At 67.9% G+C, this 12225-nt stretch carries 12 protein-coding genes, 1 pseudogene and 1 riboswitch; of the genes and pseudogenes, 12 read left to right on the top strand and 1 reads right to left on the bottom strand.

Features of this window, described 5'->3' with window-relative positions:
* Positions 1–881, bottom strand: an 881-nt coding sequence (locus tag AC2VOK_RS17865) for an SbmA/BacA-like family transporter (RefSeq protein WP_428901659.1), incomplete at its 3' end; no start/stop codon positions are given.
* A 58-nt stretch (positions 882–939) separates the two neighbouring features.
* Between AC2VOK_RS17865 and AC2VOK_RS17870 the strand changes: the two genes are divergently transcribed.
* The 12 genes and pseudogenes from AC2VOK_RS17870 to AC2VOK_RS17925 all read left to right on the top strand — a co-directional run.
* Entirely contained in the window at positions 940–2601 is a 1662-nt protein-coding gene (locus AC2VOK_RS17870; RefSeq protein ID WP_428901660.1) for an acetolactate synthase, read from the top strand.
* Between the two features lie 87 nt (positions 2602–2688).
* Positions 2689–5025 (top strand): accessory Sec system translocase SecA2, encoded by a 2337-nt coding sequence (gene secA2 / locus AC2VOK_RS17875; RefSeq protein ID WP_428901661.1) that lies wholly within the window; start codon positions 2689–2691, stop codon positions 5023–5025.
* Positions 5026–5152: 127 nt separating this feature from the next.
* On the top strand, positions 5153–5788 hold the full coding sequence (locus AC2VOK_RS17880; protein WP_428901662.1) for a CDP-alcohol phosphatidyltransferase family protein: 636 nt from the start codon (positions 5153–5155) through the stop codon (positions 5786–5788).
* Positions 5775–6701, top strand: a complete 927-nt coding sequence (locus AC2VOK_RS17885; RefSeq protein ID WP_428901663.1) for a DUF881 domain-containing protein — start codon at positions 5775–5777, stop codon at positions 6699–6701. Before AC2VOK_RS17880 ends, AC2VOK_RS17885 begins: the two co-directional genes overlap by 14 nt.
* Positions 6702–6756: 55 nt before the next feature.
* Positions 6757–7089: a small basic family protein gene (locus AC2VOK_RS17890; RefSeq protein WP_421529061.1), complete on the top strand. Its 333-nt coding sequence runs from the start codon at positions 6757–6759 to the stop codon at positions 7087–7089.
* A 16-nt stretch (positions 7090–7105) separates the two neighbouring features.
* Positions 7106–7948 (top strand): DUF881 domain-containing protein, encoded by an 843-nt coding sequence (locus tag AC2VOK_RS17895; RefSeq protein WP_428901668.1) that lies wholly within the window; start codon positions 7106–7108, stop codon positions 7946–7948.
* A 22-nt stretch (positions 7949–7970) separates the two neighbouring features.
* The gene (gene gcvH / locus AC2VOK_RS17900) at positions 7971–8369 is read left to right on the top strand and encodes a glycine cleavage system protein GcvH (RefSeq protein WP_428901664.1); all 399 of its coding nucleotides are present in this window, start codon (positions 7971–7973) and stop codon (positions 8367–8369) included.
* 304 nt (positions 8370–8673) lie between these two features.
* Positions 8674–9162, top strand: coding sequence for a glycogen accumulation regulator GarA (gene garA, locus AC2VOK_RS17905; protein WP_428901665.1), 489 nt, complete (start codon positions 8674–8676; stop codon positions 9160–9162).
* Positions 9159–9899, top strand: a complete 741-nt coding sequence (gene ftsR, locus AC2VOK_RS17910) for a transcriptional regulator FtsR (RefSeq protein ID WP_421529065.1) — start codon at positions 9159–9161, stop codon at positions 9897–9899. The genes garA and ftsR overlap by 4 nt, the downstream gene beginning before the upstream one ends.
* A 91-nt stretch (positions 9900–9990) precedes the next feature.
* On the top strand, positions 9991–10485 hold the full coding sequence (locus tag AC2VOK_RS17915) for a bifunctional nuclease family protein (RefSeq protein ID WP_428901666.1): 495 nt from the start codon (positions 9991–9993) through the stop codon (positions 10483–10485).
* Positions 10486–10783: 298 nt separating this feature from the next.
* Positions 10784–11416 carry a MerR family transcriptional regulator gene (locus AC2VOK_RS17920; RefSeq protein ID WP_428901667.1) on the top strand — a complete coding sequence of 211 codons (633 nt, stop codon included), beginning with the start codon at positions 10784–10786 and terminating at the stop codon, positions 11414–11416.
* A gap of 118 nt (positions 11417–11534) precedes the next feature.
* A riboswitch (glycine riboswitch) is annotated at positions 11535–11632 on the top strand.
* 183 nt (positions 11633–11815) lie between these two features.
* A pseudogene (locus AC2VOK_RS17925) lies at positions 11816–12225 on the top strand (glycine dehydrogenase (aminomethyl-transferring)); the annotation flags it as partial.

The raw sequence follows: 12225 nt of genomic DNA on the forward strand, positions 1-12225 counted from the left end.
CGCAACCGCACCAGGCCGTAACGGAAAGCGGCGTTGAGCTTCTCGTTGTTGAAGCTGAGCCAGATCAGGGGGTGGCCCAGCCAGATCGCGACGACGGTCGCGATCAGCACGTAGACCAAGACGACCCAGAACATCGCGCGCGGGACGGTCACGCCGAGGACGTCGAGGTTTCCGGACAGGTTCCACAGGATCGCGGCGAACGAGAGCACCGACGCCAACGCGTTGACGGCCCCGAACAGCAAGGTGCTCCCGGTCCCGTTGGACGGGATGTTCGGCGTGCCGCCGGCGTTGGCGGTGAAGATGTCGATGTCCTGCTGGATGCGCTGGTCGGGGTTGTCGATGGTGTTGTCGATGAACAGGTCCCGGTAGTAGGCCCGCCCGGCGAGCCAGTCATCGGTGAGGTGGCCGGTCAGCCACACCCGCCAGGCGATGATGAATCGCTGCGTCAGGTAGACGTCGGTCATGATGCGGATGACGTACAGGGACGCCAGCAGGCTGAAGATCACCAGGGACATCCAAAAACCGTGAACCCCGGACTGTCTGACCTTTTCGTTGCCGGCCGCCAGGCCTTGTACCGCGATCTGCACGGACGTGTAGAGGTCGTTGCCCTGGTAACTGAGCAGCACCATGATCCGCACGGACAGAATCACCGACAGCAACAGCACACCGAGCATGGCCCAGACGGGAACGCTGCGAGCTCCGACGAAATACCCGCGGGTGATCCGCCAGAATTGCCGTCCCCACGGGGTGAAGTACCTGAAGGCGACCAGCGCGACCAAGACGCAGACGGCGCTGATCACCCAGGCCACGGCGACCCAGCGCAGCGACTCCACGGGTGCCGTCGACCAATCGATCGACGGCTTAAACGGTTTCGCGCCCACGCTCGGAGTCTCCTTTGTATCGGGAATGCATCGGGAACGCGGCGGATAGGCTGCGGTGATGAGCACCTACGCCGTCTCCACCCAGACCATTCATGCTGGCCGCCTCGTCGCGCGGCGACTCAAGGCCAGCGGTGTCGACACCATCTTCACGCTATCCGGCGGCCACCTGTTCTCGATCTACGACGGCTGCCACGACGAGGGTATCCGCCTGATCGACACCCGCCACGAGCAGACGGCGACCTTCGCCGCCGAGGGCTGGTCCAAGGTCACGAGGCTTCCTGGCGTGGCGGCGCTGACCGCCGGGCCGGGCATCACCAACGGGATGAGCGCGATGGCGGCCGCGCAGCAGAATCAGTCGCCCCTTGTCGTTCTCGGCGGCCGGGCCCCGGCGGCGCGCTGGGGGATGGGTTCGCTGCAGGAGATCGACCACGTGCCGTTCGTGGCGCCGCTGGCACGTTTCGCCGCCACCGCGCAGTCCGCCGACGCCGCAGGCCGGCTCGTCGACGAGGCGTTGCGCGCCGCGGTGGCCGCGCCGTCGGGTGTGGCTTTCGTTGATTTCCCGATGGACCACGTGTTTTCGATGTCCGACGACGACGGCAGGCCCGGAGCCCTCTTCGCCACGACATCGGGGACTGCGTCGGGCGAGACGGACGCCGACGCGCTGAACCGTGCCGCGAGCCTGCTGTCCGCGGCGCGCCGGCCGGTGATCATGGCGGGCACCAACGTCTGGTGGGGGCATGCGGAATCGGCGCTGCTCCGGCTGGCAGAGGAACGGCGGATCCCCGTGCTGATGAACGGAATGGCCCGCGGCGTGGTACCGGCCGACCATCCCATGGCATTGTCGCGCGCGCGGGCGAAAGCGCTGGGCGAAGCCGACGTGGCTCTGGTTGTCGGGGTACCGATGGATTTCCGGCTGGGCTTCGGCGCGGTGTTCGGTCCGCAGACCCAGCTCGTCGTGGCGGACCGCGCCGAACCCGGGCGCGACCATCCTCGCCCCGTCGCCGCCGCGCTCTACGGCGACCTCACCGTGATCCTCTCGGCCCTGGCCGACGGGACGGGGGCCGGCGGCACCGACCACCGGGACTGGATCGAACAGCTGCGTGCGACCGAGAATGCCGCGCGCGATGCGGAGAAAGCCGACCTGGGCGACGACAGGATTCCGCTGCACCCGATGCGGGTGTATGCCGAGTTGGCCCCGATGCTGGATCGCGATGCCATCGTCGTCATCGACGCCGGCGATTTCGGCTCCTACGCCGGCCGGGTGATCGACAGCTATGAGCCCGGCTGCTGGCTGGACAGCGGCCCGTTCGGGTGCCTGGGTTCGGGCCCCGGCTACGCTCTGGCCGCCAAGCTGGCCCGGCCGGACCGTCAGGTCGTCCTGCTGCAGGGCGACGGCGCGTTCGGCTTCAGCGGGATGGAATGGGACACCCTGGTCCGGCACAACGTTCCGGTCGTGTCGGTGATCGGCAACAACGGAATCTGGGCGCTGGAGAAGCACCCGATGGAGGCCCTCTACGGCTACTCGGTGGTGGCCGAGCTGCGCCCGGGCACGCGTTACGACGAGGTGGCGCGAGCCCTGGGCGGCCACGGCGAGCTGGTGTCCGCGCCCGCCGAACTGCGGCCCGCGTTGGAACGCGCCTTTGCCAGCGGGCTGCCCGCCGTCGTCAACGTGCTCACCGACCCCGCCGTCGCCTATCCGCGTCGCTCCAACCTGGCCTGACCCACTCCGAGCAGCGGGATGCCGTACGTCGTGCACCGGAGCACGTCGGCGCGCAGACCAACGGCCGGGCCCGCGTACCGTTGTGATGTGCCCAAGACCAGCCGGGCCCATCCGGGCCGCGTGACAAGCCGATTCTGGCGACTACTCGGTGCCAGCACAGAAAAGGACCGGAGCCGTTCCCTCGGCGCGGTCACCTCCTCGTCGGAGTACGGCGAGGAGGCCGCCGGTCTCACCGACGAGCAGTTGCGCAAGGCCGCCGGACTGCTCAAGCTCGACGACCTCGCGGAATCGGACGATATCGCGCAGTATCTTGCGATCGCCCGGGAGACGGCCGAGCGCGCGACCGGGCTGCGTCCCTTCGACGTGCAGTTGCTGGGCGCACTGCGGATGCTTGCCGGAGACGTGATCGAGATGGCCACCGGTGAAGGCAAGACCCTCGCCGGCGCGATCGCGGCCGCCGGGTACGCCCTCGCCGGCCGGCACGTCCATGTGGTGACCATCAACGACTACCTCGCCCGCCGCGACGCGGAGTGGATGGGAGCCGTGCTGGAGGCCATGGGCCTGTCCGTCGGCTGGATCACCGCGGAGTCCACGCGGGAGGATCGCCGGGCCGCCTACGACTGTGACGTCACCTACGCCTCGGTCAACGAGATCGGCTTCGACGTGCTGCGCGACCAGTTGGTGACCGACGTCGCCGACCTGGTCTCGCCCAACCCGGATGTCGCCCTGATCGACGAGGCCGACTCGGTGCTGGTCGACGAGGCGCTGGTGCCACTCGTGCTGGCCGGCACCACGCACCGGGAGACGCCGCGCCTGGAGATCGTGACGCTCGTCGGTGAGCTCGTCGCGGGCACCGATTACGACACCGATGCCGACAGCCGCAACGTCCATCTCACCGAAGCGGGTGCGCACAAGGTCGAAAAGGCGCTCGGCGGCATCGACCTTTACTCCGAGGAACACGTGGGCACCACGTTGACCGAGGTCAACGTCGCCCTGCACGCCCACGTGCTGTTGCAGCGCGACATCCACTACATCGTCCGCGACGACGCGGTGCACCTGATCAACTCCTCCCGCGGCCGCATCGCGCAACTGCAGCGCTGGCCCGACGGTCTGCAGGCCGCCGTGGAGGCCAAGGAGGGCATCGAGACCACCGAGACCGGCGAGGTGCTCGACACCATCACGGTGCAGGCGCTGGTCAACCGTTACGCGACCGTGTGCGGAATGACGGGGACCGCGCTGGCCGCCGGCGAGCAGCTGCGCCAGTTCTACAGGCTGGGTGTGTCGCCGATACCGCCGAACAAGCCGAACGTTCGCGAGGACGAGTCCGACCGCGTCTACGTCACCGCCGCCGCAAAGAACGATGCGATCGTCGCGCACATCAGCGGGGTGCACGCGACCGGCCAGCCGGTGCTGGTCGGCACCCGCGACGTGGCCGAATCCGAGGAGTTGCACGAGCGACTCGTGCGCCGTGACATCCCGGCGGTGGTGCTCAACGCGAAGAACGACGCCGAGGAAGCGCAGGTGATCGCCGAGGCGGGCAAATACGGTGCGGTGACGGTGTCAACCCAGATGGCGGGACGGGGAACCGACATCCGGCTCGGCGGCTCCGACGCAAGCGACCACTCCGCCCAGAAAAAGCACGTCGCCGAACTGGGCGGGCTGCACGTGGTGGGTACCGGCCGCCACCACACCCAGCGGCTGGACAATCAGCTGCGCGGGCGGGCCGGACGCCAGGGCGACCCGGGTTCGACGGTGTTCTTCTCCAGTTGGGAGGACGACGTGGTGGCGGCCAACCTGGACAGCAACAAGCTGCCCACCCAGACCGACGAAGACGGCCGGGTCCTCAGCCCGAAGGCGGCGGGCCTGCTGGACCACGCCCAACGCGTCGCCGAGGGCCGGATGCTGGACGTGCACGCCAACACGTGGCGCTACAACCAGCTGATCGCCCAGCAGCGTGCCATCATCGTCGATCGGCGAAACACGTTGCTGCGCACCACGACCGCGCGTGAGGAACTGGCCGATTTGGCGCCCGCGCGCTACCAGGAACTGTCGGAGAACATCTCCGAGGAACGGCTCGAGACGATCTGCCGGCAGATCATGCTCTACCACCTGGACCGGGGCTGGGCCGATCACCTGGCGTATCTGGCCGACATCCGCGAGAGCATCCATCTGCGTGCGCTGGGCCGCCAGAACCCGCTGGACGAGTTCCACCGGCTGGCGGTTGATGCGTTCGCATCACTGGCCGCGGACGCCATCGAGGCGGCCCAGCAGACGTTCGAGACCGCCGACGTCCTGGAGGAGGAGCCGGGATTGGACCTGTCCAAGCTCGCGCGGCCGACGTCGACGTGGACCTACATGGTCAACGACAACCCGCTGTCCGACGACACCTTGTCGACTCTGAGCCTGCCCGGGGTGTTCCGCTAGGAGGGCGCTGGTCGGTGCACGTGACGTCAGGGCGAGAAATTCCGCCCGCGAAAAATCGCCGTGAAGTCACGTTCGCGGCCCGGTCCGCGCTGCGGACCGCTTCGTCGCCGCGTTAAGGTCACCGCTCATGGAGCCGCTGCCTCCGCCCGACCGGGTGCTGACGGTGCCGAACGCGCTGAGCGTCCTTCGCCTGGCGCTCATCCCGGTATTCGGCTACGCCCTGCTGGTCGCGCACGCCCATGGCTGGGCGGTGGCGATCCTGCTGTTCAGCGGCGCCTCGGACTGGGCCGACGGCAAGGTCGCGCGGCTGCTCGACCAGTTCTCGCGCCTGGGCGTCCTGCTCGACCCTGCCGTCGACCGCCTTTACATGGTCAGCGTGCCGATCGTGTTGGCGCTGAGCGGCATCGTGCCCTGGTGGTTCGTGGTCGTCCTGCTGGCGCGCGACGGGCTGCTGGCCGCGACGCTGCCGTTGCTGCGCAGCCGTGGTCTGTCCGCACTGCCGGTGACCTACGTGGGCAAAGCCGCGACCTTCGCCCTGATGGCTGGCTTTCCGCTCGTTCTGCTGGGAACCTGGGACGCGTTATGGAGCCGGGTGGTGTGGGCCTGCGGGTGGGCGTTTCTGCTCTGGGGTATGTACATGTACCTGTGGGCGTTCGTGCTCTACGCGGTGCAGATGACCCTGGTGGCGCGCCGGATGCCCAAGCTCGAGCGGCGCGCGCGTCGAGCGGCTGCACAGGACTCGGGTGAGCATGGCCGAGGCTGACCGCATCCTCGGGGGCTATGACCCCGACGCCGGCCACAGCGCCCATGCGGCCGCGCGACCGCCACACATCCCGGTGCCTTCTCTGCTGCGCGCCTTGCTCTCCGAGCACTTGGACCCCGGTTACGCCGCGGCAGCGGCCAGACGAAGCCGGTCGAGCGCGCCGTATGCCCCGCGCGCGAGTGCCGTCGGCTGGATCTGGCAGGCCCTGGCCGCGCTGTTGATCGCAGCGGTGTTCGCGTTCGCGGTCACCGAGGCCCGCTCGGTTGCACCCGGCGTCCGCACCGAGCAGCAGTTGCTGGTCCGGAGTGTGCGTTCGGCGGAAACCACCGACGGCGACCTGGCCCGGCGACGCGGTGTCCTGTCGGCGCGGGTCGACGACGTGCAGCGCCGTGCGCTGGCCGACGACGCCGCGGGGCAGCGGCTGTTGACCCGGCTTGACGCGCTCAGCTTGGCGGCGGCCAGCACACCGATCATCGGGCCGGGCCTGAACGTGACCGTGACCGACCCGGGTGTCAGCCCGAACCTTTCCGACGTGTCCAAACAACGGGTCAACGGCAGCACCCAGGTCATCCTGGACCGCGACCTGCAGCTGGTCGTGAACTCGTTGTGGGCGAGCGGCGCCGAGGCCATCTCGGTCGGCGGCGTGCGGATCGGGCCGAACGCGACCATCCGGCAGGCGGGCGGCGCGATTCTGGTCGACAACAGTCCCACCAGCAGCCCCTACACGATCCTGGCGATCGGAGCGCCGCACGCGATGCGCGACGCGTTCGACCGCAGTCCCGGCTTGCAGCGGCTCAGGTTGCTCGAGGTGTCCTACGGTGTGGACATCACCGTCAAGGTCACCGACGGCCTCTCGCTGCCTGCCGGATCGATCCGGGATGTCAAATTCGCCAGACAGATGGGGGCCCAGTGAGCAGAGTCCGCGTGGCACGCGACCGCCGAGAACGGGTACGGGCGGGGAGGCGCGCATGATCGGTATCGCGGCGCTTGCGGTCGGCATCCTGCTGGGCCTGGTCTTCCACCCCGCGGTGCCCGAGGTGATCCAGCCCTATCTGCCGATCGCCGTGGTCGCTGCCCTGGATTCGGTGTTCGGGGGGATGCGTGCGTACCTTGAGCGGATCTTCGACTCGAAGGTGTTCGTGGTTTCGTTCGTCTTCAACGTGTTCGTGGCCGCCCTGATCGTCTATGTCGGCGACCAACTGGGCGTCGGCACCCAGTTGTCCACGGCGATCATCGTCGTGCTGGGCATCCGAATCTTCGGCAACGCCGCCGCGCTGCGCCGCCGGTTGTTCGGTGCCTGACGGAAACGAGACCAGCATGGACAACGGCCCGCCCGGGCGCGACACCGACAAGCCTCAGAGCGCCCCGGACGGGCGGCGCGGCGGTCGCCACGAACTGCCGGCCCACCGTCCGCGGCCCGAGATCGGGGCCGTGCGCCACAGCGGGTGGTCCGGACTCCGGCGGGGCGGTCGCACCGGTCTGGCCTTCGGGACGCTGGCCATCGTGTTGTGCCTGCTCCTGGGCATCGCCATCGCCACACAGGTCCGCCAAACCCAGACCGGCGACGCTCTCGACACGGCGCGCCCCGCGGACCTGCTCGTCCTGCTGGACTCGCTGAGGCAGCGCGAAGCCACGCTCAACACCGAAGTGAGCGAGCTGCAGAACACCTTGAATTCCTTGCAGGCCTCCGGAAACACCGATCAGGCCGCGATTCAGAGCGCGCAGGCCAGGCTGGCGGCGCTGTCCATCCTGGTCGGCGTCGTGGGGGCCACGGGGCCGGGCGTCATCGTCACGATCGAGGATCCCGGGCCCGGGGTGTCGCCGGAGGCGATGCTCGACGTCATCAACGAGTTGCGTGCCGCCGGCGCCGAGGCGATCGAGGTCGACGATGCGGGCCAGTCCGTGCGGGTGGGTGTCGACACCTGGGTAGCCGGTGTTCCCGGCTCGCTGATCGTTGACAACAAGACGCTGTCGCCGCCGTATTCGGTTCTCGCGATTGGTGATCCGCCGACACTGGCCGCGGCGATGAACATTCCGGGCGGCGCAGAGGACAGCATCAAACGGGTCGGTGCGCGAATGTCGGTACAGCAGTCCGACAGAGTCGATGTGACCACCTTGCGGCAACCAAAACCGCACGAATACGCTCAGCCGGTCAAGTGAACCCGACCAGAACAGGATTACCGTGAGCGATATCCCGCCCGATCTGCATTACACCGCCGAACACGAGTGGGTTCGCCGCAGCGGGGACGACACCGCGCGGATCGGGATCACCGATTTCGCGCAGTCGGCGTTGGGTGATGTCGTTTTCGTCCAGTTGCCGGAAGTGGGCACCGAACTCACCGCAGGCGAACCCTTCGGCGAGGTGGAGTCGACGAAATCGGTTTCGGACCTGTACGCCCCGGTCGCGGGCACCGTGTCCGCGGTCAACAGCGACCTGGACGGCGGCCCGCAACTGGTCAACTCCGATCCCTACGGCGCCGGTTGGCTGCTGGAAGTTCAGGTCTCGGATGTCTCCGAGTTGGAGTCGGCCATTGCGGGGTTGCTCGACGCGCAGGCCTACCGCGGCATGCTGACCGAATGACGGTTGCTAATGTGCCTGCCAGTCGTGCGCGGCGACAGCGCGCGGCGCGGCGGCTCGATCATCGGAGTGTCACGCCCCGCTCGCGGGGATACGTCTTCGCATGGGTTCGCACAGTTCCCCGGTGCGGGGAACCGTCGGGATTCCGATCCCACGGCGGTGGGGACATTGTCGATCGGTGCACGGTACGGTCGACACATCAGGACGAGCAGGCAGTGACAAACACGACGGGCGAAGAGGGACACGTGGTCGACCGGTCCGAGCGGCACGGTCGGACAACGCCACAGCGACCAGTGAGGAGCAGCGCGTGACGGACATGGACTCCGATATGGGGAAAGACCAGACTTCTGACGAAGTCACCGTGGAGACGACTTCCGTCTTCAGGGCCGACTTCCTCAACGAGCTGGACGCCCCCGCACATACGGGGGGCGAGAGTGCGGTGTCCGGGGTGGAGGGCCTCCCGGCGGGCTCGGCGTTGCTGGTCGTCAAACGGGGACCGAACGCCGGATCCCGCTTCCTGCTCGACCAGCCCGTCACGTCGGCCGGTCGGCACCCCGACAGCGACATCTTCCTCGACGACGTCACCGTCAGCCGCCGTCACGCCGAATTCCGGCTGGATAACAACGAATTCCACGTTGTCGACGTCGGCAGCCTCAACGGGACGTATGTCAACCGCGAGCCGGTGGATTCGGCGGTCCTGGCAAACGGTGACGAGGTGCAGATCGGCAAATTCCGCCTGGTGTTTATGACGGGGCCCAAACACGGTGACGGCGACGGAGGTTCCGGGGGTCAGTGAGCGCACCCGATAGCCCGGCCCTGGCCGGGATGTCGATCGGGGCGGTACTGGACCTGCTGAGGCCGGACTTCCCCGATGTCACGATCTCCAAGATCAGGTTCTTGGAGTCCGAGGGACTGGTGACGCCGCAGCGCGCCGCGTCGGGGTATCGCAGGTTCACCGCGTACGACTGCGCGCGCTTGCGGTTCATCCTGACCGCCCAGCGCGACCACTACCTCCCGCTGAAGGTGATCAGGGCGCAACTGGATGCCCAGCCCGACGGCGAGCTGCCCGCTGCCGCATCCCCTTACGGCGTTCCGCGGCTGGTGTCGGTGGCCGACAGTGGGGAAGCCGCCGGATCCGACACGGCGGCAGTGGCTCCGACCCGCGTCCGGCTGAGTCGCGAAGAACTCCTCGAGCGCTCGGGAGTCGACGAGAACCTTGTGACGGCGCTGCTGAAAGCCGGCGTGGTCACGACCGGCCCGGGCGGTTTCTTCGACGAACACGCGATCGTGATCCTGCAGTGCGCTAAGGCGCTTTCCGAATACGGCGTCGAGCCTCGGCATTTGCGGGCTTTTCGCTCCGCGGCTGACCGGCAGTCCGATTTGATCGCCCAGATCGCCGGTCCGGTCGTCAAGGGCGGCAAGGCCGGCGCCCGCGACCGCGCCGACGATCTCGCGCGTGAGGTCGCGGCGCTCGCGATCACGTTGCACACGTCCCTGATCAAGTCCGCCGTACGCGACGTTTTGCGCGGCTGAGGACTAGACTTCAGGCGAAACTTGGTGTTCGACCGCGACGTCGCGCCGAGTATGGGTTGTGGATGGCGGCAGCTGCGGAGGTCAGGCACAAATGGGCGAAGTTCGTGTTGTCGGCATTCGGGTGGAGCAACCGCAAAACCAGCCGGTGCTGTTGCTCCGCGAAGCCAACGGCGACCGGTATCTGCCCATCTGGATCGGCCAATCCGAGGCCGCGGCCATTGCGCTCGAGCAGCAAGGCGTGGAGCCGCCCCGCCCGTTGACGCATGACCTCATCAGGGATGTGATTACGGCGCTTGGACATTCACTGAAAGAAGTACGGATAGTCGATCTGCAGGAAGGCACTTTCTACGCCGACCTGGTGTTCGACCGCAACGTCACCGTGTCGGCACGCCCTTCGGACTCGGTGGCCATCGCGCTGCGGGTCGGTGTTCCGATCTACGTCGAGGAAGCCGTGCTCGCCCAGGCGGGGTTGCTCATCCCCGACGAGAGCGACGAGGACGCCGACACCCCTGTGCGCGAGGACGAGGTGGAGAAGTTCAAGGAATTTCTCGACAGCGTGTCTCCCGACGACTTCAAGGCCACCTAGCCCGAGCATCGAGTCCCGCCGTCGCCGCAGTTCGCAATCCGTCCGGGGGATGCTCGCGCGGTTGACCGCCACCCTTGCTCACCACGTCACGGATGTGTCTCAACTCGCCCCGATGTCGACACGCCTGGCGGATTGCACAGCCACTCAACGGTGCGGCGGCCATACTTTGAGGACCAGACAGGGCACGGCGGCTACCGAACAGCGTAAGCTCTCTAGCACTCGGGCCTGAGCGAGCGTGGCTGCCGGTGCAGCCAGTGACGAAGCTAGTACGAGAACGCGATCGGCGAGAGGAACCACCGTGAGCGAGCAGCCACGTCAAGAACAGCTGGACCTAGCCGACCACGCGGACGCCGCGCGCAAGGAGGACCAGAGCCCGTCCGGGCCTCACGAGCCCGTCCAGCCCGGACTGTTTCCCGACGATTCCGTGCCGGACGCCCTCGTCGGCTATCGCGGGCCGAGCGCTTGCCAGGTCGCCGGCATCACGTATCGCCAGCTGGACTATTGGGCGCGTACGTCGCTCGTCGTACCGTCGATCCGTGGCGCGGCCGGGTCGGGCAGTCAGCGCCTGTACTCGTTCAAGGACATCCTGGTTCTCAAAATCGTCAAGCGGTTGCTCGACACCGGCATCTCGTTGCACAACATCCGGGTCGCGGTCGACCACCTGCGCCAGCGCGGCGTCGAAGACCTGGCCAACATCACCCTGTTCTCCGACGGCACCACCGTCTACGAATGCACCTCGGCCGAAGAAGTGGTCGACCTGCTGCAGGGCGGCCAGGGGGTGTTCGGCATCGCGGTCTCCGGTGCGATGCGCGAGCTGACCGGCGTGATCGCCGACTTCCCCGGCGAGCGCGCCGACGGCGGCGAATCCATTGCGGCCCCAGAAGACGAGTTGGCGTCCCGGCGCAAGCACCGCGACCGCAAGATCGGTTAACTGCGCGCGCTCTTTCTGCCGCGCAGGTGCGCAGGTGCACTCGTGCCGTCGGGTGTCGTCGGTGAGGTGCTGCGTGCTCGCGGCCGGGTCCATCGGCCGAGTAAGCTGGGCGATGCGTCGCACTCGGGCGGGAGAGCTCCGTGACCGCCAGTCACGGGCGCCGAAGGAGCAAGACCTCTCCACCAACCTCTCAGGCACCCGGACCGCGCGAGTTTCCGACGCCTCTGGAAAGCGGTGCGACCTCCGATTGATCCGCACCCGCCGATGGGGAAAGGCCTGCTCTGAGAAGTAGCGGCGCCGAATCTCTCAGGCGCCCGGCGAACGGGCAAAGACAGAGGGAGAGGGCCACATTCCTCTGCCTCTGCTGCTTGTGCAGGCTGTCCAGTCAGGAGTTCGCCAGTGCCCGCCCAGTCAACCTTTGCAACGCGCCACATCGGCCCCGACAGCGAGGCTGTCACCGCCATGCTCGCGGTCATCGGCGTCGACTCGCTCGACGACCTGGCCGCCAGGGCCGTGCCGAGCCGCATCCTCGACGCTCTCACCGACAGCGGTGTCGCACCGGGGCTCGATGCGTTGCCGCCACCCGCCGGCGAGGCCGAGGCCCTGGCCGAGCTGCGGGCGCTGGCCGAGGCGAACACCGTGGCCGTGTCGATGATCGGGCAGGGATACTACGACACGCTCACCCCACCGGTATTGGTGCGCAACATCATGGAGAACCCGGCCTGGTACACCGCGTACACGCCGTATCAGCCCGAGATCAGCCAGGGCCGCCTGGAGGCGCTGCTGAACTTCCAGACGATGGTGGCCGA

Source organism: Mycobacterium sp. TH-M116 (assembly GCF_057473685.1).